The 21,908-nt window shown below is 50.2% G+C and carries 19 protein-coding genes, 1 tRNA gene and 1 pseudogene; 12 read left to right on the top strand and 9 right to left on the bottom strand.

Annotation, left to right across the window (positions count from 1 at the left end; all coding sequences use genetic code 11):
• Positions 1-22 precede the first annotated feature (22 nt).
• On the bottom strand, positions 23-628 hold the full coding sequence (hisH, locus tag LUQ43_RS03870) for an imidazole glycerol phosphate synthase subunit HisH (RefSeq protein WP_299963999.1): 606 nt from the start codon (positions 626-628) through the stop codon (positions 23-25).
• Entirely contained in the window at positions 606-2,024 is a 1,419-nt protein-coding gene (locus LUQ43_RS03865) for a phosphoadenosine phosphosulfate reductase family protein (protein WP_299963996.1), read from the bottom strand. The genes hisH and LUQ43_RS03865 overlap by 23 nt, the downstream gene beginning before the upstream one ends.
• Before the next feature lie 81 nt (positions 2,025-2,105).
• On the opposite strand from LUQ43_RS03865, the gene LUQ43_RS03860 reads away from it, so the two are divergent.
• Both LUQ43_RS03860 and LUQ43_RS03855 read left to right on the top strand, forming a co-directional pair.
• Positions 2,106-2,375, top strand: coding sequence for a hypothetical protein (locus LUQ43_RS03860; protein WP_299963993.1), 270 nt, complete (start codon positions 2,106-2,108; stop codon positions 2,373-2,375).
• Positions 2,372-2,737, top strand: a complete 366-nt coding sequence (locus tag LUQ43_RS03855; RefSeq protein WP_299963990.1) for a hypothetical protein — start codon at positions 2,372-2,374, stop codon at positions 2,735-2,737. Before LUQ43_RS03860 ends, LUQ43_RS03855 begins: the two co-directional genes overlap by 4 nt.
• Positions 2,738-2,942: 205 nt before the next feature.
• Here the strand turns inward: LUQ43_RS03855 and LUQ43_RS03850 are convergent, their stop codons facing one another.
• The 4 genes from LUQ43_RS03850 to ftsA all read right to left on the bottom strand — a co-directional run bounded on the left by LUQ43_RS03850 (position 2,943) and on the right by ftsA (position 6,868).
• Positions 2,943-3,284 carry a hypothetical protein gene (locus LUQ43_RS03850; RefSeq protein WP_299963988.1) on the bottom strand — a complete coding sequence of 114 codons (342 nt, stop codon included), beginning with the start codon at positions 3,282-3,284 and terminating at the stop codon, positions 2,943-2,945.
• Between the two features lie 700 nt (positions 3,285-3,984).
• A complete protein-coding gene (uvsE, locus tag LUQ43_RS03845; protein WP_299963986.1) occupies positions 3,985-4,875 on the bottom strand; it encodes a UV DNA damage repair endonuclease UvsE in 891 nt (296 codons plus the stop codon).
• 52 nt (positions 4,876-4,927) lie between these two features.
• Positions 4,928-5,425 (bottom strand): TspO/MBR family protein, encoded by a 498-nt coding sequence (locus LUQ43_RS03840; RefSeq protein ID WP_299963984.1) that lies wholly within the window; start codon positions 5,423-5,425, stop codon positions 4,928-4,930.
• A gap of 84 nt (positions 5,426-5,509) precedes the next feature.
• The gene (ftsA, locus tag LUQ43_RS03835; protein WP_299963982.1) at positions 5,510-6,868 is read right to left on the bottom strand and encodes a coenzyme F390 synthetase; all 1,359 of its coding nucleotides are present in this window, start codon (positions 6,866-6,868) and stop codon (positions 5,510-5,512) included.
• 207 nt (positions 6,869-7,075) lie between these two features.
• Between ftsA and LUQ43_RS03830 the strand changes: the two genes are divergently transcribed.
• The 5 genes from LUQ43_RS03830 to LUQ43_RS03810 all read left to right on the top strand — a co-directional run bounded on the left by LUQ43_RS03830 (position 7,076) and on the right by LUQ43_RS03810 (position 14,709).
• Complete coding sequence (locus LUQ43_RS03830) at positions 7,076-7,246, top strand: hypothetical protein (RefSeq protein ID WP_299963980.1); 171 nt, start codon at positions 7,076-7,078, stop codon at positions 7,244-7,246.
• 947 nt (positions 7,247-8,193) lie between these two features.
• Positions 8,194-13,152 (top strand): PAS domain S-box protein, encoded by a 4,959-nt coding sequence (locus tag LUQ43_RS03825; protein ID WP_299963977.1) that lies wholly within the window; start codon positions 8,194-8,196, stop codon positions 13,150-13,152.
• Positions 13,153-13,184: 32 nt separating this feature from the next.
• Positions 13,185-13,493, top strand: coding sequence for a hypothetical protein (locus tag LUQ43_RS03820; RefSeq protein ID WP_299963974.1), 309 nt, complete (start codon positions 13,185-13,187; stop codon positions 13,491-13,493).
• A gap of 366 nt (positions 13,494-13,859) precedes the next feature.
• Complete coding sequence (locus LUQ43_RS03815; RefSeq protein ID WP_299963971.1) at positions 13,860-14,174, top strand: hypothetical protein; 315 nt, start codon at positions 13,860-13,862, stop codon at positions 14,172-14,174.
• Between the two features lie 268 nt (positions 14,175-14,442).
• Entirely contained in the window at positions 14,443-14,709 is a 267-nt protein-coding gene (locus LUQ43_RS03810) for a hypothetical protein (protein WP_299963969.1), read from the top strand.
• Between the two features lie 30 nt (positions 14,710-14,739).
• Here LUQ43_RS03810 and LUQ43_RS03805 read toward each other — a convergent pair.
• Positions 14,740-14,838, bottom strand: a pseudogene (locus tag LUQ43_RS03805) (Bax inhibitor-1/YccA family protein); the annotation flags it as partial.
• Between the two features lie 306 nt (positions 14,839-15,144).
• Between LUQ43_RS03805 and LUQ43_RS03800 the strand changes: the two are divergent.
• Positions 15,145-15,417, top strand: coding sequence for a hypothetical protein (locus tag LUQ43_RS03800; RefSeq protein ID WP_299963967.1), 273 nt, complete (start codon positions 15,145-15,147; stop codon positions 15,415-15,417).
• A gap of 1,214 nt (positions 15,418-16,631) precedes the next feature.
• On the opposite strand, the gene LUQ43_RS13385 is transcribed toward LUQ43_RS03800, so the two are convergent.
• A complete protein-coding gene (locus LUQ43_RS13385; RefSeq protein ID WP_363318481.1) occupies positions 16,632-16,967 on the bottom strand; it encodes a transposase in 336 nt (111 codons plus the stop codon).
• A 281-nt stretch (positions 16,968-17,248) separates the two neighbouring features.
• On the opposite strand from LUQ43_RS13385, the gene LUQ43_RS03795 reads away from it, so the two are divergent.
• The 4 genes from LUQ43_RS03795 (at position 17,249) to LUQ43_RS03780 (ending at position 21,720) form a co-directional block, all read left to right on the top strand.
• Positions 17,249-17,794, top strand: a complete 546-nt coding sequence (locus LUQ43_RS03795; protein WP_299963965.1) for a type IV pilin N-terminal domain-containing protein — start codon at positions 17,249-17,251, stop codon at positions 17,792-17,794.
• A gap of 300 nt (positions 17,795-18,094) precedes the next feature.
• Positions 18,095-19,309 carry a tyrosine-type recombinase/integrase gene (locus tag LUQ43_RS03790; protein WP_299963963.1) on the top strand — a complete coding sequence of 405 codons (1,215 nt, stop codon included), beginning with the start codon at positions 18,095-18,097 and terminating at the stop codon, positions 19,307-19,309.
• A 757-nt stretch (positions 19,310-20,066) separates the two neighbouring features.
• The gene (locus tag LUQ43_RS03785; protein ID WP_299963961.1) at positions 20,067-20,990 is read left to right on the top strand and encodes a hypothetical protein; all 924 of its coding nucleotides are present in this window, start codon (positions 20,067-20,069) and stop codon (positions 20,988-20,990) included.
• A gap of 58 nt (positions 20,991-21,048) precedes the next feature.
• Positions 21,049-21,720, top strand: a complete 672-nt coding sequence (locus LUQ43_RS03780) for a hypothetical protein (protein ID WP_299963959.1) — start codon at positions 21,049-21,051, stop codon at positions 21,718-21,720.
• A gap of 73 nt (positions 21,721-21,793) precedes the next feature.
• Here the strand turns inward: LUQ43_RS03780 and LUQ43_RS03775 are convergent.
• Positions 21,794-21,865, bottom strand: a tRNA-Ser gene (locus tag LUQ43_RS03775).
• Positions 21,866-21,908 lie beyond the last annotated feature (43 nt).

Below are 21,908 nucleotides of genomic sequence, written 5' to 3'. Positions count from 1 at the left end.
TCCGAAAAAAAACCCTGCCGGATCAGATCATGCCGATGAAATTCTCCAGCATCTTAAGGCCGTATGCCCCGCTCTTCTCCGGGTGGAACTGGACGCCATAGACATTCCCGTTAACGACCGATGAGGAAAACGGGCAGATATATTCCGTTGAGGTGAGCGTGTATTCCGGCGCAGTCTCCGCGTAGAATGAGTGCACGAAGTACATGTACTCGCCCGGGCGGATACCGGCAAGGAGCGGATTGTCCGGTTTTTCCGGAACAATCGCGTTCCACCCCATATGGGGGACCTTGAACCCGGGCGTCTTCGGGAACCGCTTCACGCTGCCCGGGATGAGGCCGAGGCCGTTATGGATCCCGTGCTCCTCGCTTGTTTCCATGAGCATCTGCATCCCCAGACAGATACCCAGCAGCGGTACATCGCGGGTTGCGCGGACAACGGTATCCTGCAGGGGACCTAACTGGTCCATCCCCTCGTGAAACGCGCCAACGCCGGGCAGGACGAGCCCGTCCGCTGCAGCGATCTCTTCAGGTGAACCGGTGATGACAGCCCGTGCGCCTGCCTTCTCCAGTCCCCGGATAACACTCCGGAGGTTCCCAAGCCCGTAATCAATAATGGCTATCTGCGTCATCGCTCTCCCCCTTCCCCTCTTTAAGTCTCCAGCGCCCTTCCGTGATCCATTCCGCGGGAAGTCCCCGGGCCTGCTGCCATTCCTCGAGTTTCCTGGTCCAGCCCAGCCAGAGATCCGGGTAATCCCTCGCGATCATGTGTATTAATGACATATCGCTTGACGGGCACATGAAACAGCCGATCCGGTCGAGATGGTGACGGTACAGGACATTGTACGGTGCCTGTTCCCGCATGATATAGAGCCAGACATGGAGGGCGGTCCAGTTATGGATCGGCGCGGCGGATAACTGGACCCTGACGTTCCGGTTCCGCCAGACCCGGTCGCTCTGCGCCCGGGTGGCCGACTCGTACCGCCGCTGGCCGATGAAGGAGAGGCATTCTCCCCATCGCGTGGCAATACTGTTCGTGACGGGTGTCAGCTTGCAGACCTTGCAGCACCAGCGGGCATTGACCGCGGGGGGGCCCTGTTGTGCAAAGGTCTCCCAGAACGTGTTGTTGCCATCAGTGCGGAGCACCTCGAGGCCGTATTTTTCCGAGACTTCCTTCACGTTCGCGTAGGTCTCCGGGAATTCAAGGCCGGTATCGGCAAAGAGCAGGGGGACTTTTCCGATCGCCCTGGTCACGACGAGCAGGGTTGCAAGGCTGTCCTTTCCTCCCGAGTACGAAACATTTGCCACAAGATTCGGGTTTCGTTCCGTGACCGCTTTCACGAACGCGACCGCTTCCGACTCTGCGTCTTCGAGCACGCGGGCGTTTGCCTTCACACAATCGTCCCAGGTCGCCGCCCCTGAAACGATCTGCGAAGCGATGTTCCGCCGGGTCCGGACAACAGAACCTTTCCCCATGGTACGCGCTGTTGCCGCATCGACCTTGGCCCTGCCAACGCCGATACAGGTGCCGTCCCGGGTAAGGATGAAGACTTCGTCGCCGGCCCGGACAGCGTCATCAATGGAAACGAGGCCGGGGGCAAGCACGCTCATGCCCTGGTCGCGGATGAACGGGACCGCATCGTCGCTCACGACAACGACCCGCTTGGTCGGGGTGAAGACCCTGCAGGCTTCAGGCCGGGGGACCGGCTCCCATTCATGTCGGTCCGGGAAATACCGGATAATGCCGGCAACCCCGCCACCAATGATAATTTCCTCCATACGGTCCGCATCGGGAACCTTGTTCATGAGCGCAATGTGGCCGTCCGGAATCAGCGGTGCGCCAAAATGGTCTGTATAGATTTTGTTGATCAATGCAATATCGTCCGGGAATGCAGGACGGGCATCGCCCGGGGGAGTGACCGGGACCTCGCGGGTCTCGTTCCCGCAGGCACAGCGTTTTGAAAGAACCGGCGCATGGCAGGCATCGCACCAGCGGAGCAGAATCTTGCCAAGATAGGAGGGGTGCATCTCTGTATGCATACGTGCTCTGGAAATAAAAATGAACGCGGGGCCGGGGAGTATTGATAAATACCCTTCTTTCCCACACATATGGTAGACATGATCGATACCTGGCTTTTTGCCGCAGTCTGCCTCTTCATCCTCACGGCCGGGGCGCTCGTCCGCGTGCTGTGCACGAAGAACCGGCACGACCGTTACCTTGCGGCAATGGTGGCAGTCACGATCGGCTCTTCAGCCGGCCTTGTCCTGAGTATCGCGATGGGAACCCTCTTCATCCTTGAAATGACGATTGTCATTGCCCTGCTCTGCCTCGCCGGTATCATCGCACGGGTGAAGTTTTCCGGGGGTGCCGGGGCATGAGTTCGCTCTTCATTGACCTGCTCATCTGGATCCTGCTGGCTGCGGGTGTCGGATTCGGGGGACTTGGCTTCTTCGGGCTTCTGATCTTCCCGGATATCAGGAGCCGGATGTTCACCGCCTCGCGGGCAACGCTGATCGCAGTCGGCCTGGTTTCCCTTGCCGTTCTCCTGTTCGGCGTCAATGCCCTGCTGGACGGGCAGGCGGGCTCCTATGGGGTACTCGTCAGTATGACGATCTTCCTCTTCGCGATCCTCGCGTTTGCGAACTTCTTCATCTCCCGGATCCTCCTTGAGCAGGTGCCCGGAGTGACCACCTGCACGGACACCGCCGGAAACGCGGCTCCTGCGGAAAAACCGGAATAATTTTTATCTCTTCTGTAGCGTCTTATCCGTTATAGAAATGCGTGCCTGAAGATGCCATGTGATGCATGGTATGACGCTTTCAGGGACTCTCCCTTCGGCTCTGCACCTGCGATATCAGGAATTTATTCTGCGGAGTCAGTCCATTGAACATCCGGGACAAAAAAGAACCGGCCGAAAAACCGGCGGGAAAAAAAGCGTGAATATCTTATTCCGGATCAGATTCCGGTATTTCTTCAGGCTCCAAAAAGCAGAGAACTGCCGCGATTCCGAGGATGATAATGGCTGGCATGTAGAGGAAGAGCAGGTTTAATGATCCTGCAAGCGGGACCGAGAGCGTGATGAAGACCGCTGCAAGGATGAGCATCCATCCCGCAAACCGGGTTTCTTTGTTTGCAATGACCGCACCCATCAGCCCGAGACTGGAGAAGAGGGCAGTCTGGACTCCTGAGAGCAGCTGGTCATTACTGACGGCCGACGCGATCACGTAGACGGCAGCAATAACGCCAAGGGCTCCTCCGAGAAGTCCCAGAATGAACTGTTTTTTCATATCTAACGGTAGATGCGGACGTGAATAAATGTTGTTGTCGCAATGCGGCCGATGCGGCCCGGATGAATCTGGGTGTTTCTGTATGTGGCACGGGAAGCCTTACGTCTGCGCGTTTTTTCCGGCTGTATATGGACTGCCTTTGAAGAAAATCCAATGAATTGCCAATGAAATTTAAAACAGAGTGAAATTTAAAGGATTGCGCATTTCCTGATGTATTACTTTGATTCTTTGTTTATTGGAAAATAGTGCCCGTTTTCTTTGGCTAAAGTGCTGGTTTATAGCGATTCTATGCGCCAAAATGCTATTGCGACCAAAATATTTATTAATTGTGAAAATAACAAAAAACATAACCCTATCCGGTAGGAGGTGGATTCCAGAATGGCAGCAGCAAAGAAGGCGGCGGCAAAGAAGCCGGAAGCAAAGGCACCCGCAAAGAAGGTGGCAGCAAAGAAGAAGTAATCTTTGTCTACACCACTATCAATTTTTCAGGTACAACCACTTGCGTTTTTAAAAAGATGCAATTTTTCATATATCCCGGTTGAGTTTCCTCCGCGGTGATTGCCACCGTACCGTCGTGATGTTGGATTCCGGGATCTGTCCTTGATTCTTTTCGTTCGTGACCGTTCTGCCACAGGAAATTCCTATCCTGGCGATCCCGCAAGGCAGGAAATGGTGATGTTCGGAAAAATTCCGTGTACGGTTACGCGAACCGTGGATCCGCCCGGGCAAGCGCAACTGCGGCAAGAGCGCTGTTCTCCTTGTCCTTGATCTCAAGCATGATATCCATATCCGTGGCTCGTGAGATGGCCAGGAACTTTTTGAAATCCGTGATGTCGATATGCTCTGCATGGCTCCCAGCCCGTTTTTCCGGGTGCTGGGAACTGTAGTCCGCCATCATCGTCCCGTCGCTTCGTTGCCATGTTTTACTGATCGCCGGGATTATCTCATCGAGATCCTCCCCATTGTTCCTGCATGTATGGTGGAAGACATCGAACAGGACCGGAATGCCGGTCAGTTCATGGATCTCCAGGCAGTCTGATGCGGTGAACCGCTGGTCATCGTTCTCAACAACAAGCCTCCTGAGGATAGCAGGGTCCAGCTGCCCGTACACCCGGACAAATCGTGCAATGCTTTTCACGGGATCTCCGTACACGCCGCCAACATGGAGCTGGATCTTTGCGCTCGCATCAAGCCCCATTGCATCCAGTACCCGGGCATGGTAGGCGAGTTCATCGATGCTCCGCGAGACCACCCGTTCATCCGGGGAATTGAGGACAATGAACTGGTCCGGATGCATTGAGATCCGGATCCCCGCCTCTTTGATGAACGTACCGGTTGCTGCGAATTCTTCCCGGAACTGTTCCTGCCAGGGAAATGTGCAGACCGGGTGGGATGCGAACGGGACTAAGTCGGAGGTGATCCGGAAGAAGAGGATGTCGTTCTTCTGGTTCCAGGCAAGGATCTTCCGGAGGCAGGCAATGTTTCCTGCAACCGTTCCGAGCAGACGGTCTTCTGAATATGATGCCAGCCGGAATGTCCGGTTGGCACTGCACCCGATGCTCCGGTTGATGCAGGGATACCCGATCCGCATAGTGTTTTTCCTGATAGTGGCTGGTAAACTGCTTTTTGAAAACGGCTGAACATCACGGGTTCATCACATATATTGCGCCGTTCAGGGCCGTAGCGATAGTAACCCATGCAATGTACGGGATGAGGAAGTACGCAGCACTCTTCCGAATCCTGAAGAAGAGTGCAATGGAAACTGCGATCAGGATCCAGAGGAAGATGATGTCCACGAAGCCGAGGAGAGGCGAGCGGAGGTAAAAGAAGAGGAACGACCAGAGGACATTGAGCCCGAACTGTATGCCGAATATCCCGATGGCAACCTGTACCTCGCGGCGCTGTATGCCGGCATCCCAGACAAGGCTGAGTGCGATTCCCATGAGAATGAAGAGGATGATCCACACCGGTGCAAAGATCCATCCGGGCGGGGTGAAGAAGGGTTTTGCAAGCGAGGCATACCATGAACCGGGACCGGTAACAGTCACGAGCGAACCCAGGCTGCCCACGATAATACAGGAGAGTGCCGCGGCAACCAGCTTCGGAAACGAAGGGATGTGCAGTGTATCCGCATGTTCCATGCATCGGATTCTGCCGGAGATATAATAAGAGTATAGTTCATGGCCATCACCTGCGGGCCGGGGGATGAACGATCCCCCGGTGCGTTACCTCCGGTCCACGAACCGTTTCGGCCGGCCGGGCAGGGACGAGAGTTCAAGACCGCGTGGCAAAACAAAGTTGAAGTCAATGGTAAAGAGGCCTTCCTCCTCCTGTTGCCTCAGCCGCGGTTTCATGGCAAAGAACGATTTTTTGAAATTCTCTGCAACCAGATCGCGGTCGCAGGTCTTTGGATCCTCCGCTTCCATGCTCACCCGCATCACCGTCTTCTCCCGGTCATCGCCCGCGTACAGGAACGCCTCGTACTCGCCCGTGAGGTACTCCATGTTCCCCGGCTGGAAGACGCCCCGCTCGACATCGACCCGGTTCATGGGTGTCCCGCGGGCCCAGAACGTCTCGGCCTCACGCTGGGGCGTGTAGATCCGCATGTGTGTCCTGCCACAGGCACAGCGGTCGCGGCTGGTGACAACGGTCGTGTCATCCGTATCGTAATTGATCAGCAGCATCCCGCATTTCGCCCCGACCGGCAGCAGGGTTGTGAGCACGATCCGCCCGCACTCGCCGTCTTTCACGAACCCTTTTTTGTCCGGGTCGTAGAGATCCATGTGGACAAGGTCTTCGGGAACGTGAAGCCCCTGCCGTGCCGAGCACTCACCGCACATGGTCCCCTCCGTGCTGCCGTACGTGTTGAAGACCTCGCATCCCCAGAGCCCGGCAAGATATGCCCGCGACTCGTCTGCAAATGCCTCGCCGCCCACGACCAGTCTCTTCACGCCCGACTCTTCCGGTTTCATGCCTTCGGCTTTCATCTGCCGGGCCAGCCGGATCAGCTTGAAGACACTCCCGACAATGCCGGTTGGCCGGTAATTCGTGATGGTCCGGAGCGGGAAGGTACACTTGCCGGTCGGGATGATCGTCATGCCGATGTCGCGGGCGGCAAGCGTCATGGTGTTTGCCCCGACATTCATGCCGTACGATGCGCAAATCACCATCCGGTCCCCCCGTCCGAATCCCTGCGAGACAAAGATGCGGGCATACTTCTCTGCAAGCCGCTCCCATTCCTGCCACGCGAGGAAGAAACTTTTTGGCGTTCCGCTCGTGCCGCTCGTCTCGTGGATGGTGAAGATGTCGTCCGGTGCAGCGGAGAGGAACCCGAAGTCTTTCCGGTTCGGGGGCTGGTTGGCCCGGATATCGGCACCACCAATGATCGGAAGGCCCGCGAGATCCTCGTGCGTCCGGATCGTGGCGGGATCAATCCGGTGTTCGCGGAACCAGTGCCGGTAAAAGGGCGAATGGTCGTTTGCATACCGGACCGTGTAGTGGATACGCTCTTCGATCAGGGCGTCGAGATCCGACCGCTCAAGGGTCTCGACCGGTTCGCGGAAATAGGTGCCCACGGGATTCACTCCATGATGAGTGAACGCCCGTTGTACCAGATAATGATTTCCTCAAAACGGCGGGTGATCATGATGAAGACGGTTTACTGACGGGGGATACGGATTTACCGTTAAAAAAAAGTTCCTTGGCACCGGTATCATTCCGGTTCTCTTGCCGGGTAATAGTATCACTCGTGAGTTCATATTAACCGCCCGTTCATGAACTGAATTTATCCCATGACAACCGCAGGTTCATTTTATACATCAGCTAGGGAAGAAAAAATGAAACAAACCTTTATCATGGTATTCCTGACGGGCCTGATCCTGTCACTTATCCTGGCAGTGCCTGTCAGCGCGGAGTCGTCCACCATTACCTCAATCAGCCCGGCCGTTCGTTACCTTTTTTGAGCAGACCCTGGTTGCGATAAGACATCTCCAGGGATCCGGTTATTCCGGCACAATGCATGACGAACGCGTTGAATTCAGCAGCATGGGATCCGGGATACTGATTCATGCATTTGGATTTGTCGGAGGCTTTGCCGTCAGGTTTCTCATGACAATAATTGGGGGGATATCGGGTTTATGAGTGGCGCAGTTGTTGCGATTATCGATACTCCTGTGGTCGATGCGACCTGTTGTGTGGAGATGGATTTGAAAGCGAAGGGACCGGATTGATTATATTTTCTGGACAATTTACTTTTTTTATCAGATACAAGGACCTACGCGCTAAAACGCTCCGGTAGGTTTTGCAATACCCATCTGCTTTTACAAAACCTGTTGATTAGGCCGGTTACCCGACGAGGACTCCACGAGATGTCCGGGCGACTCCCTGTGGAGCAAGGAGTGGGTGAAATCGCAATTGAGTAACGGGGATAACCTATGGATATAAAGGCGAATTTTTGTTTACTGCTATGATAGGGGCTATCGGAACCCGGTTGTGGTAAACCGGTTCTGGTTCAGGCGGTTTGCCAGTTCTGCGATGGTAATTCTTGGAGGCAGGTTTTAAGAGCGTCCCCGACCCGGCCAATTTCTCCCTTTTTATTGAAAAACCGATCCCGGTTCAGAAGATGTAAACAATATCATTCATACGCTGTATCATAGTACACCATATTTGTTTGCAGAAGTGATATGCATCTTAATCAAAATTTAAATAATACTTTAAGAAAATGATTATCTATCAATCTGAAACCCTGAAAAAACGCGTGGTAAACAAATAATGGAAGATGAAATTACCGGGATCCAGAGATGTGCACCAGTGTTGTACCGGCAGAGACCTGACCCTGCTCTTATGTGCAGTACCTGTTTGAAAATTGTGGATGCAAATGCTGCGCAGCTTGCGCTGAACGATTATTACGATGTCTCCGATCTCTGTTCTGTACGTTGATGACGAACCCGGCTTGCTTGAAATTGGCAAAATCTTTCTTGAGCGAAAAGGGCAATTCACCGTCGATACCATCACATCAGCCTCAGCTGCATTTACGTTGCTGGATACAAAAAACTACGATGTCATTATCTCGGATTACCAGATGCCGGGTATGGATGGCATTCAATTTTTAAAAACGATCAGGACTTCAGGAAATACCATCCCGTTTATCCTTTTCACCGGACGCGGGCGTGAGGAGGTTGTCATCCAGGCCCTGAATGAAGGTGCCGATTTCTATCTTCAGAAAGGCGGTGAGCCGGTCTCGCAGTTCACCGAGCTCGCACACCAGATCCGCCAGGCGACCCAGAAACGAATGGCAGAAGCAAGCATCCGTGACTATGAGCGCCGTGAAGCAGATATCATCAACTTTCTACCGGATGCTACCTTTGCAATCGACCGGTCCGGCCATATTATCGCGTGGAACCGTGCCATTGAAGAGATGACGGGTATTCCACCCGAGGCGATGCTGGGAAAAAAGGAGTACGAGTACGCGATTCCGTTCTACGGGCAACGGCAACCGATCCTGATCGATTTGATCTTTGAATCTGATGAGATTATTGCCAAAAAATATGCACACATCGTTCACTCGAAGGATACCCTGCTCGCCGATACTATCTTTCCCCTCCTGAAAGGAACGCCGGTAACTCTCATGGCTAAGGCGAGCCCGCTTTACAACCGGCAAGGGGAAATCATCGGTGCGATCGAATCCATTCGGGATGTCACCGAATACAAACGTGCGGAGGAGGCTCTGCGGGAGAGCGAGAAACAGTACCGCCGTATTGTTGAGACCACGGAGGAGGGTATCTGCCAGATGAATGAGAAGTTCGAAATAGTTTATGTCAACCGGCGGATGGCGGATATACTCGGTTACACTCCGGAGGAGATGACTGGTGGGAACATCGCGTCGTTCATGGCAGCAGAAGATATGCCCGGACATACCGTCCGGAAAGAAGAACGCAGATTGGTAAAGAGCAGCCAGTACGAGCGCCGCTTTGTTACCAAAGACGGAAAGATCCGGTGGATACAGGTTTCCGGGACCCCCATTATGGACCCTGACGGCACATTCCTGGGCTCCTTTGCGATGTGTTCCGATATTACGGATCGTAAAGCAACCGAAGAAAAACTCCGGCAGAATTACGAGGACCTGACAAAAAGCCATGACCTGCTGAGAGCAAGCGAGAATCAGTACCGCCAGATTGTCGAAACCACAAATGAAGGTATCTGTAAACTGGATATGAATTTCGAAACGATCTATGTCAACCGGCGGATGGCGGACATGCTCGGTTATACCCCGAAGGAGATGATAGGCCAAGGATACACTTCGTTCATGGCAGCAGAAGATGTGCCCGACCAGACAGCCCGGTTGGAAGAGCGCAGGAAGGGGAAAAGCAGCCGGTACGAACGCCGCTTTATTACCAAAGACAGGAAGATCCGGTGGATCTATGTATCTGCGACCCCGATCCAGGATCCGGACGGCACGTTCCGGGGTTCTTTTGCGATGCATTCCGACATTACCGATCGTAAAGCAGCGGAAGAAGAGATTGCCTGCCGCAACAAGGAACTGCATGCAGCGAACGAACAGCTGACCGCAACGGAAGAAGAACTCCGACAGAATTACGATGAACTGGCAAAAAGTCAGAGTCTGCTTATAGAGAGCGAAAAGCAGTACCGCCGGATTGTCGAGACCGCAAAGGAGGGGATCTGGCAGATTGACGAGAAGTTCGCCACGGTCTATGTCAACCAACAGATGGCGGATATGTTCGGTTACCTGCCGGAGGAGATGATGGGCCGGCTCCTGACTTCTTTTGTGGCAGAAGACGATCTGTCCGACCAGATTATCCGGCTCGAGGAGTGCCGGCAGGGAAAGAACGGCCGGTTCGAGCGCCGCTTCGTCACCAAAGACGGGAGGATCCGGTGGATACAGGTATCTGCGACCCCGCACCTGGACCCGGACGGCACATTCCGGGGTTCCTTCGGGATGTGTTCCGATATTACTGATCGTAAAGCAGCGGAAGAAGAGATTGCCTACCGCAACCAGGAATTGCGTGCAGCATACGAGCAGCTGACTGCAACGGAAGAAAAACTCCAGCAGAATTACGATAATCTGGCAAAAAGCCAGAACCTGCTTGAAGAGAGTGAGAAGCAGTACCGCCGGATTGTTGAGACCACGGAGGAGGGTATATCTCAGCTGGACGAAAAGCTCGAAATAGTCTACGTTAACCGGCGAATGGCTGAAATGCACTGCTGCACTCCGGAAGAGATGATAGGACAAAACATCGCTCTTTTCATGGTAGCAGAAGAAGTCCCCGTCTATACCTGTCGGATAAAAGAACGCAGGCTGGGAAAGAGCAGCCGGTACGAGCGCCGCTTTATTACCAAAGACGGAATGGTCCGGTGGATGCAGGTATCTTCGACCCCGCTCTTTGATCCGGACGGCACGTTCCGTGGCTCGTTTGCGATGTATTCCGATATTACGGATCATAAAACAGCCGAAGAAGAGATTTCCCGCCGCAACAGGGAACTGCATGCAGCAAACGAGCAGCTGACTGCAACGGAAGAAGAACTCCGGCAGAATTACGATGAACTGGCAAAAAGCCAGGGCCTGCTTATAGAGAGCGAGAAGCAGTACCGCCAGATTGTCGAGACCACAAGTGAGGGTATCTGTAAGCTGGATGAGACATTCAAAACGATCTATGTCAACCGGCGGATGGCGGATATGCTCGGTTACACGCCGGAGAAAATGACAGGTAAGAACTACACTTCTTTTGTGGCAGCGGAAGATATGCCTGTCGCTATCTCGCGGGTAAAGGAACTCAGGCAGGGAAAGAGCGGCCGGTACGCGAGCCGCTTTATTACCAAAGACAGGAAGGTCCGGTGGATGCAGGTATCTTCGACCCCGCTCTTTGATCCTGACGGTACGTTCCGTGGCTCGTTTGCGATGTATTCCGATATTACGGATCAGAAAGCAGCCGAAGAAGAGATTTCCCGCCGCCACAAGGAACTGCATGCAGCAAACGAGCAGCTGACTGCAACAGAAGAAGAACTCCGGCAGAATTACGATGAACTGGCAAAAAGCCAGAACCTGTTAAGAGAGAGCGAACAGCGGTACAGGAATGTAATCGAGGACCAGACCGAGTTCATCTGCAGGTTTCTCCCGGATGGTACGCACGTCTTTGTCAACGAAGCCTATTGCCGGTATTTTGGCCTGACCCGTGAAAAGATTCTCGGGCACCGGTTCCGCCCGGTTATACCCGCAGAAGACGGCTTGAAAATAAAAGAGATGTTTGCTGCCCTCACACCGGAAAACCCGGTGGGTATTGTCCGGCAGCGGGTGATCTTCCCGGACGGGAGCATCCGGTGGCAGCATTGGAGTGACCGTGCGATCTATGACCATGCAGGAAACCCTGTCGAATTCCAGTCGGTAGGCCGGGATATTACCGATGTCATGACAGCAGGGCAGGCGCTTTTGGAGAGCGAACAGCGGTTCCGCACGATCCTCACACTGATGCAATCCGGCGTCCTCATTATCGATGCACAGACCCGCATGATCCTTGACGTGAACCCAAAAGCGCTCGAAATGATCGGGGAAATGAAAGAATCTGTTATCGGCTCGATCTGTCACTGCTTTATCTGTCCCGACGAATCAGGCAAATGCCCGGTTATGGATTTGGGACAGACGCTTGATTCCTCTGAACAAGTCCTTCTCACCGCCCATGGGGAAAAAATTCCCATTCTCAAGAGTGTTGTAAAAACGATGCTCGGGGAAAGAGAGGTACTGGTAGAATCTTTTGTTAACATCACTGAACGTAAAGCGGCGGAAAATGCACTCCGGAACAGCCAGCGCATGCTCGCGGAAGCGATGGACCTGGCCAATCTGGTGACCTGGGAATGTGATCTCAGCACGGGTGTCTTAACGTTCGATACCCGTTTCTCAACCCTCTATGGAACGCAAGCGGAGAACAACGGCATCACCCGTATGACGGCAGAAGTGTACCTTCGGGATATCGTTTACCCGGAAGATCTTGGTGTCCTTGTCGATGAAGATGAAAAAACCAGAACCACAACCGACCCGCATTATGTGTCCCGGCGGGAATACCGGATTATTCGCGGGGATGGCGAGATCCGGCACATTGAGATGTGTGTCGGGATCACAAAAGATACACAAGGCCGGACAATCAAGACTCACGGGGTGAACCAGGACATCACGGATCTCAAGCGGGCCGAGGAAGCACAGTGCCAGGCAAACAAGAATCTCAAACTTCTCTCTGAAATCACCCGGCACGACATCAATAATCAGCTCCTTACACTGCGCGGGTTCCTTGATTTATTGCATACGAAAGTACCCGATCCCGCCCTTGAAGGATATTTCAACCGGCTCACAACGGCGAGTGACCGGATCACCTCCATGATCCAGTTCACGAAAGAATATGAGAACATAGGTGTCAAAGCTCCGGTCTGGCAGGATTGCCGGACACTGGCAGATAGTGCAGCAAAAGAAGCCCCGCTCGGACAGGTTATGGTGAAAAACGATCTGCCAGCCGGAACTGAAGTGTTCGCAGACCCGCTGATTATCAAGGTCTTTTACAACCTCATGGACAATGCTGTGCGGTACGGGGGAAAGATCACGACTATCCGGTTTTCTGTTGAGGAACGTGATGGCCACCATGTCGTTGTGTGCGAAGATGACGGGGAGGGGGTTCCTGTTGACGAGAAGGAACAGATCTTCGAACGCGGATTTGGTAAAAATACCGGGATGGGCCTTTTCCTCGCCCGGGAGATCCTCTCCATCACAGGCATCACGATCACCGAGAACGGCGTGCCGGGGAAAGGGGCCCGGTTCGAAATAACGGTGCTGAACGGGAAATACCGGGTTGTCGGGCGAAAATATTGATGCTATCCTTTCTGTATCCAAGATAAAAGAATATGAAAGGAATTCTCCACTTGGATGCTGTCAACGGGCATTCAATCGTTCAGAATATGGGGAAATTGTTTCTTTTTGTTTTTTCCAGATTCCCCGCATGTATCCATGATTTTTCCCGGCCGGAAAAAAATGAATGCATTGTCAGGATGGTTAGTACAATACCAGAATTCGTGAAATTGTTTTTGCCCGGCGCGTATTATTCAGGGCCTTTCTGGGCCGGAAACATTATCGCAGCAGTCTGTTGTTATCACGTGTATCCCCCGCTTCAGTGGGAAATACCTGCACCAATGAACGGATTAACCATTGTTTGATTGGGGATACTCGCGAGGTCACTTATTTTTCTTTTTCAAGCGGACGATGGGTTTTAAAAATATTTTACCGGATTTTTTCAACAGACATGAATGGAAAATAGTTCAACAGATGTTCCATGAAAATTTTTTACCGGATCGTTTCAAAATATTTTCAATCGAGCTCCACAATCCTTGCCAAAGTTCGTTACGCTGATCAACCGGACATTGCTCAAACTTTATTGAGCAAACCCCGCATGGTTATGAAAAGGAAAACTGTTGTGCCATTATAGTCTGGTACAATACCTGTCGCACATATTGGATTTGATAATATTCCGGTAAGCTGGGAATATCGCTATCTTTTTCACTCCGGCATCTGTATGAATTCCTATGACAACTGCAACCTATACCATCAAAAAGTTCGGCATCGAAAGTGTCGGGAAATTCTTTGCGGTCTTCGGCCTGGTCTGGGGATTTATCTGGGGATTGATCATGGGACTTGTCGTCGCTGCCGGAGTCAGCAGTATGGGACCCGTCATGGGCATGCAGGTACTCGGGTTGGCGGGCGGCCTTGTCATGCTCTGTCTCATGACCATCCTCGGGGGAATTATCGGGCTTGTCGCGGGCGTTATCGTTGCCATTGTCTACAACATTGTGCTCGGGGCGACCGGCGGCATTGAGATGGATCTGGAAGTGAAGTCGTAACAATTTTCTTTGAAAAAATTTTAACCCGCATAATGGATGGTAATCTAAAAAAAATCATAATAATTTCTTGATCTTCTCTTGTTCCTGCGATGAGGAAAATTGTGTAGTGTGCCGGTAGTGAACCGGAATTTTCCCGGGGAGATATAACCGCAATACACTTATTTCTCAGGCTCTCATAGCTGCCCAATAATTTTCTCTCTCTCCGGTTACCGGAAACCATTATGGATATCAGTCATCACGGTTAACACCCGTGAGGAGGTTTTTCACAATGTCAGGCTCTACCCAATCGTCGCTCGCCCGGCTCGTACTGTTCATGATCATCCTCTCACTTACCGGTTGCATCATTGCCGGTAGCCACTATGCGGCTATTGACCGGCCCGCACAGGAAAAGGTGCAGGCCGCTCTCACCGGGTATAATCACTGCACAAGCGGATGCCTTCGTACCAATGTCGTGTACATTTCGCCAACGGGCCCCCAGAACCCGGGCGACGATGCATGCATGCAGAAGTGTCGGGACGAATACCTGGAAAAATAATCTTTTTTACCCGTTCGCGGGTCCCTCTCTTCAGCGGCGGAGCACTTGTGCCAGCATCCGGATCTTCATCAGTAACCGGATGATCTCGACATAGAGCCAGACCAGCGTGACAAGCAGGGTGAAGGCCCCCCATGAGGTACTCGCGCTGGATGTGGTTCATGATGTATCCGCTGTGCTCTTTTAGGATGGCGAGCGGGCGTATCGGGATGGAGATGGAAACAACAGAGATGTGGGGTTAAGCCTCTCCTTTTTTATAATGTAAAAGGAATCCCCGGCTGGAAAAAGAACACCAGACCCGGGATTACCCCGGCAGGTTCCCTGCCAGAATACCCGGGGTGGAATTTTTCCCGCAGTTTTTTTCCAAAAAGCATTCGTTTATATTGGATTTTTGCCTACCCTAGAATAACGATTCATATATCAGGATGGTTTTCAAAAATGACCGGTATAAAATCCCCGCTAACAAGCCTCGTACTCTTCATGATCTGCCTCTCGATTGCCGGAGCATTTGTTGCCGGCGTGCATTATTTCGCTATTGATCTGCCGCAACAGAAGGCGGTCACGGCACCGGCGAATGATATCGATGCGGGCTGCGTGCATGTCTGCATCCAGAATTCTTTCAGTTGCGAGAACTCCTGCGTGGGTGCCTACTGCAACAACGAACAGTGTATGGACGATCTGACTGCCTGCGAGACTCAGTGCGGCCTTTGATCGGGGATCTCTCTGTTCAGCGGTGCATATCCCGTTGTTCAGGGAAATTATTACTGATTCATCAGGATGGTTGTTCCGGAACAGATGCGTTAGAAAAAATCCACGTTAATCCTTGAGAAGGCTTCACCCTCCAGAATCAGGAATCTAAAAAAATGATTATCTTTTCTTCTTCCCGGGTGCCAGTGGTCAGGTCAGACAGAATCCCTGATATCCCTGTCTCGGATTTCCCGCTGCCGATTGTCGGGAGAATGATCCGGAAGATCTCCCCTCCTTTCCGTGCCCTTACGGTACCACACAAAAGACCCTCCGATCGAAATAAAAGGGTTCTATTAGCGAAATTTTCTGGTCCGACGTGAAAACCCCGAATAACCATCGCTTTCCGGACCCTAAATTCTGGTTTTCGTGCGAATTCCCACAGGGCACGGGATCCCGGGAAGAGCGGTCCAATAACAAAAAGGCCATAATGGCGCCCGTTTGGCAAAAGGAGCCATATTTGAGATAACGAGATTCCTGCCGGACTCTCAGCACCCTCAAGGCAGGTTCTCCGACGGAGAGGTATTACCACGGAACCCCCTGCCAGAAGAACTGCCTGCCCGTGGCGGCAGTCCGGAGGGGAGATTGGGGGGAGTTGGCTCGCATGCTGAAAATTTTTTGTAAAAAATTGTGTACACAATGCCGGAGAAATTTTCGGGAACTAAATAAAAATTTTATTTGCCGGGTAAATTTTTCCGGAAATAAATTCGATTATTGCGATGGCTTACGCGCAAAACGCCTCGGCGGGTTTTGCGCTACCCACTTACCTGTACGCTAATTTTTGATCTGGTCGGTTGCCCAGCGAGGACCCGACGAAGCGCCCGAGCGATCCCGAAGCGGAGGGGGCATCAAAGGAACTAACGGTTGTAATGCGGAGACCTGAAAAGGAATCTGATGTTACATGGGATACTATCGAACTGCTTATACCCGGTGCACAATTTGAACTCTGGTCTCGTCATGATGGAACGCCGCGCCCCTTCTCTCGGTGAACAACAAACGATTGAACAAGATCTAAATGATCTATGTCCTGAAGGGAATGTGACTAAACAGTTCTGGAATATTTGGGATTTCAGGTCATCCCCGAACCTTCATTTGAGGACAGAGAATTGTGTTTCAACCAGGAATCGTTTTCGGTACCGATTAGTATCGAAATGATCAGTCATCTCCTGACGATATTTTCTTCAGACATTCGAAAAGTAATTGTGAGATTGTGCTGGAATGATTGAGTCAGCGTTTAGGGTTTCACGGATAAATCGATGCATTTTCTCGGAATCATATTCTTTGTCCATGACATAGCATTCAGATTTATGGAGTTTATGACTTTTATTCATAAGAGAGAAAGCATTTTGGAAATCATTGACCCGGCTTTTCGATATCATGAATCCGGTGATAACCTGTTGATAGATATCGACAACGATTGAATTTTTGAGGAACTTTTTTCGGATCTTCCCGGTTCTAAATGAGTAATAATGACTACAATATCCATCGGGAAAGCCGAATGAATTGACGGCAGTAATGGGAATTATGTCATCAGGAGAATAGAAAATTTTCAGGGTGCATTTTAGGAGAATAGCAAAAATAGATTGGTTTGATCAGGCAAATAAATTTCTGGAGTGTAGTGAAGTGAGGTATTGATGTAAGTCCGATGGCTTTCCGAATACGGTCCTTCCTTCGATGTCATAGATAAGGGTTCGGTAATCTTGTTTTCGAGATTCTTTGAAGAGAAAAATTGTCAAGAGTTGTGTTGGGTGAAATCTCTCCTCGAATAATATATTATTTCTAAGACTGATTTTATACTGTGACAGAAAATACCCCAGAACCGCTTATTCGCCCAGGTATATCGCCTATTATCGGAGTTGTGCTAATGCTCGAACTTACGATAATAATCGCCATGACCTCTTCCATGTTTGTGGGATTTCCACCAATAACTGAAAAAACTACCTTTAAATTTTCTGTTGAAAAAATAAATGGAAATCAACTTTGTATCAATGCAATGAATTATTCAAATAATGCCCCACTTTCTGATGTAATTTTTTCTATCGACACTTATGATTCAGATATCCTTTTGGCTGGTCCCCTTTTATCGAATGAATCTGGGCAAGTGATATTTGAGATTCCAAATGGCTATGATCGTGTCAATATTGTAGGGAATTACTCGGGATTACGCTCAACATATACCTATGATACTCGTTTTTATAGCGCATGGCTTTCTGATTATTTGGGCGCGCTAGGTATTGCGATAATTATTTTCATAATCACTGCAATTGGGGCAGTGATATCAAAAATTAATTGGAAAACATTCCTACAGAAAATACGAGAATTCTTTGATAGAGATACATTATGATTTTTTACCAACACTGATACAGTCAGTAAAGTTTCAATATTTTTTAAGTTTTCAAAGAAGTCTCACGATTGGAACTTTTCAATTCAAACCTATGGTGAAATTTGAACTCGCGACTTCCTCCGTACCAAGGAGGCACACTGCCGGGCTCTGTCACATGGGCATTTGTTGTTAATTTCCCAAACGAAAACCGCTTCTGCTCTCTCTTCAAGACTGACAAAAGAAGTGCGCCGACCGGGACTTTAACAAAATGTTAGAATCCCTTACATAATTTTCATATAGCGAAAAGGCCAACAATCATGTATGAAAGTGGATGCTTCGTTCAATCTGGTGCGAGAAGAGTATGCAGAAAACTCAATTCAGAGAGCACTGAAAGAAGAGCGATTCACTGAAAAAGATGCAGAACTTGTTAGGACATTCACTAATGAATTACAAGCCACCGCAGGTGTCTCAATATCCCGTGTCAATAAAATCACATTCACTCTTGTTGGCTGGCGCAAGGTGATCCCCAAGCCATTCAACCAGTGCACCGTTAACGACATCCACAAGGGCATCATGGACTTGAAGAAGACAAAATCACTCACGGGAAAAACATACAAACCAAACACCATCAGCGATTTCCTAAAGGTCCTCAAACAGTTCTATATCTGGCTTGCAAAAAACAAGTTCACAAAAATTCCCCGTGACCGGATAGAGGAGATTAAAGCACCGGGGCGGGACCCGATGACAACGGTCGCATCCGACCTTCTGACACCAGATGAGATAACTCAAATGATCAAGGGATGCAAGAGAGATTCAGACCGCGCACTTCTCCTTACCCTCTATGAAGGTGCGTTCCGAATCGGTGAAATTGGCCGGTTAAAGTGGGGGGATCTCAAGTTTGACGAATACGGTGTTATCGCCAATGTCTCATTCAAAACCGATAAACCCCGATACATACGGCTGGTCATGGCTCTTGATTATCTCTCCCGATGGCGTTCAATCTATCCCGGTACTCCCGAAGGAGACTCATTAGTATTTGTCAATAGGAATGGCGATCCATTGACCCATGCCCAAGTAAGACGACAAATTGAGAGAATTGCTGAGAGAGCAGGTATAACAAAACGGGTTAATCCCCATGTATTCCGACACTCACGAATTACTCACCTTGTGCGTGAGGGTGCAAGTGAGAGCGTTATCAAGGCCGTGGCATGGGGTTCACAAGATAGCAGGATGCTCAAAACCTATCTGCACCTGACCGGTCAGGATGTTGATAATGAGATGCTCAAACTGTATGGAATTGAAGTCCCTGAAAAGAAGAAAGAACGAGGATTAAAACCGCACCAATGCGGTCATTGTTCTACTATCAATTCCCCGACATCGACTTATTGTTCGACATGCGGCCATCCATTGACCAGCGAGGCCTCTCATAGTGTCATTGAAGGCAGTAACAAGATCCGCGAACTCCTTTCAGAGAGTCCGCAGGCTCAAACGGTTCTTCTCGAGCTCCTGAAAGAATTGCAGAGTCAACCGGCCTGATTCTTTTTTTACTTTCACTTCGTGCTATACGTTTATTAGGCAAAATATCCAACGAAAGTATTGGTATTACATAGAAAAAGAGGTAAACAGAAAACAATAGACAAGAATAGGAACTACTACAGGGTCTTTCTACTACAGGGTCACTTCTACAGGACATCTCTTACACCAGTCCGAGCCTTGAGGGGGCAATACCTCACCGAACCCGAGCCTAGGGCGGGCAACAGCCCATTTCTACCCGAGCCTGAGACGGGCAATAGTCTCAAACCGTCTGTCTTTTATTTCCGTGACTGATACTGCCGTTCTGTATCAATCTAACGTCTCTTTCTCGAAGGATACCAGGATGGCACCAAACCATGCCTCATCTGGCTCGGATAGAATGTAGTAGTAAAGACCCATACACGATTTCGAAAAACGTATTCCGTGCATTAAGCCCGCTTGACCAGCTCGCGGCTAAAGCACTGGAAAAGGTCGGCAAAGTAAAGATTGTTGAAAACGATGACGTAGCGCACGTTGGGTGATCCTCTTGAGTGGCAAAGAGGCTCATCCAATCAGCGGAGCGGATGCTCTCAACCATCCTGCCCAGCGAAGACCCGACGAGGCGTCTGAGCGGCCCCGAAGGGGAGGGGGGGATCACAAGACCGTGACGGGGGGCAGTCGGGGGCTGCCCCCCCGAGGGGCGGCGGCTTGCCGCCGTCCCTCCCTAGGCTCATATAGAATAAGTCACAGCAGACTGAAAGAAAGGTTCCAGCAATACCTGATGACAACCAAGAACTACGAGTTCCGGCTGACTGGAACCGGTCCAGAAGGAGAGGTTGCGATTACTCTCCCGTATATCCACCGATGGACCGGCATCTATCAAAAATCCGTTCTGGCAAAATTCTATGCCCTAGAAAACTGGATGAAGGATAACTCCGGCATGGTGACCATGTTCACCCTGACAACCTATCAGGGTTCAAAATCCCGGTTCAATGATGGATCATTCAGCCGCAAAGCCATAGGAAAGGACCTGGCAATCGAGGATTGCTTCAACCTCCTGAAAGAATCGCGTGGAAAGTTGCTCAACGTCCTGCGGAACCGATACAAGGGAATCAACTATGTCTGGGTCCTTGAACCACACGAGACCGGTTATCCTCATTGCCACCTCATCGTATTCCGCGAGTTCACTGAAGATGAACAAACGGCCATAAAACAGTTATGGAGTGAAAAATACCGCGCGGGATCTTTCGATAGAGGAATTGATGTAACCTCGAAAAAGACCGATGAATCCATTCACTCAATCCGGAATTACCTCATGAAATACATGACAAAGCAATTCGGGACCGGTGACGAGCCGTGGACTGATGGGGAACTCCTGTTCAATGCGATGGTGTGGGCTTCCTGCACGAGAATGTGGGGAGCCTCAAAGGAATTGACGGCTATAATGCAGAGACCAACAAAAGAATCCGAAGTAACTTGGGATACCGTTGAATTGGTGATACCAGGGGCGCGATATACGGTCTGGTCCCGTAATGATGGAACGATATTCCCGGATCTAAACAGAGAGATTGATGAAGATGATCTGACACTAGAAGGCGAGGTAACAAAATGGATATGGGAACGCGAGTTTTGGGCCGAGCGCGTTTGGCGGGAGCAATGTAAGATACAATCTGAATGGAGTAGAAGTAAGAGGACAGCCATATGAGCAATACAATTGAGATTGTATCAATATTTTTATCGCATATGACGATGACTTGCCAGTTATGTCCATCTGCGATTATATCAAGGAAGATACCGCGTACCACCGTTTGATTCTAGACATGACTTATACTAGAAACGAAAACTTGGCTTCTTACATTCGATTAACTGACGGCGCGATTTGGGGATTTCTTGGACTCGCTTTTTACAATTTATTTGACGTAAAAGGGTGCTCTAGTATAATTTTGTCATCATTAACGAATCTATTAATTTTCTTGTTTTTGTTTGTTATTTCGATGTACCTTTGGCGTAGAATTGTCATGAGTTATCAAAACGACATCGTTAAAGGCTATTGCCGAATGGCTCATTGCGAGTATAATTTGGGTGTTCCGTATAACGTATCGATTTCACAACATTTTATAGATAAATTGGACGTTTCACCAAAACCTCAAGATTTCCCTAAATTATTTCCCTTATTAAACCCTGAAAAATTCGAAGAAAAGACACATAAATGTTATAACATTTTTTCATGCTTTTTTAGCGGATTGGCGTTATCTGGAATTATCGTGATACTCTTCAATCAAAAAATAATCTCCATTTGGTATTGGATACTGTTGGTTCCTGTCGTAGCCATTATTTGGGTATTTTATTGGTATCCGATATTTGTCAGAAAAAAAAATGAAAATGAATTGCCTTGTGAAGAGGCATATGATTGTAAAAAGAGCATCAAACCATGAGTGTAAAAGTGCTGCTATGGAGAATTTGACTATTTTAAAAGAAGAACGCAGCGCCTTGAACATCAAGGCAGTATGCGCCGACCGGGACTCGAACCCGGGTTTAGGCGTTAGCAACGCCTAGTGATAACCACTACACTATCGGCGCAGTGTGCTCTACAATGTGTGTAGTTAAACGATTTAAGCGTATC

Source organism: Methanoregula sp. (genome assembly GCF_028679125.1).
GTDB lineage: Archaea > Halobacteriota > Methanomicrobia > Methanomicrobiales > Methanospirillaceae > Methanoregula.
This window is presented reverse-complemented; position numbering and strand designations above follow the sequence as displayed.

What these genes read in the sequence shown, in the direction of transcription:
- uvsE (WP_299963986.1), bottom strand. Translation starts at nt 4,875, where the DNA reads ATGCGGATCGGGTATCCCTGCATCAACCGGAGCATCGGGTGCAGTGCC.
- LUQ43_RS03860 (WP_299963993.1), top strand. Translation starts at nt 2,106, where the DNA reads ATGGTAGACATGATCGATACCTGGCTTTTTGCCGCAGTCTGCCTCTTC.
- LUQ43_RS03810 (WP_299963969.1), top strand. Translation starts at nt 14,443, where the DNA reads ATGTCAGGCTCTACCCAATCGTCGCTCGCCCGGCTCGTACTGTTCATG.
- LUQ43_RS03785 (WP_299963961.1), top strand. Translation starts at nt 20,067, where the DNA reads ATGACAACCAAGAACTACGAGTTCCGGCTGACTGGAACCGGTCCAGAA.
- LUQ43_RS03830 (WP_299963980.1), top strand. Translation starts at nt 7,076, where the DNA reads ATGACAACCGCAGGTTCATTTTATACATCAGCTAGGGAAGAAAAAATG.
- LUQ43_RS03780 (WP_299963959.1), top strand. Translation starts at nt 21,049, where the DNA reads ATGTCCATCTGCGATTATATCAAGGAAGATACCGCGTACCACCGTTTG.
- LUQ43_RS03840 (WP_299963984.1), bottom strand. Translation starts at nt 5,425, where the DNA reads ATGGAACATGCGGATACACTGCACATCCCTTCGTTTCCGAAGCTGGTT.
- hisH (WP_299963999.1), bottom strand. Translation starts at nt 628, where the DNA reads ATGACGCAGATAGCCATTATTGATTACGGGCTTGGGAACCTCCGGAGT.
- LUQ43_RS03800 (WP_299963967.1), top strand. Translation starts at nt 15,145, where the DNA reads ATGACCGGTATAAAATCCCCGCTAACAAGCCTCGTACTCTTCATGATC.
- LUQ43_RS03855 (WP_299963990.1), top strand. Translation starts at nt 2,372, where the DNA reads ATGAGTTCGCTCTTCATTGACCTGCTCATCTGGATCCTGCTGGCTGCG.
- LUQ43_RS03790 (WP_299963963.1), top strand. Translation starts at nt 18,095, where the DNA reads ATGAAAGTGGATGCTTCGTTCAATCTGGTGCGAGAAGAGTATGCAGAA.
- LUQ43_RS03820 (WP_299963974.1), top strand. Translation starts at nt 13,185, where the DNA reads ATGAAAGGAATTCTCCACTTGGATGCTGTCAACGGGCATTCAATCGTT.
- LUQ43_RS03865 (WP_299963996.1), bottom strand. Translation starts at nt 2,024, where the DNA reads ATGCACCCCTCCTATCTTGGCAAGATTCTGCTCCGCTGGTGCGATGCC.
- LUQ43_RS03825 (WP_299963977.1), top strand. Translation starts at nt 8,194, where the DNA reads ATGTCTCCGATCTCTGTTCTGTACGTTGATGACGAACCCGGCTTGCTT.
- LUQ43_RS03815 (WP_299963971.1), top strand. Translation starts at nt 13,860, where the DNA reads ATGACAACTGCAACCTATACCATCAAAAAGTTCGGCATCGAAAGTGTC.
- LUQ43_RS03850 (WP_299963988.1), bottom strand. Translation starts at nt 3,284, where the DNA reads ATGAAAAAACAGTTCATTCTGGGACTTCTCGGAGGAGCCCTTGGCGTT.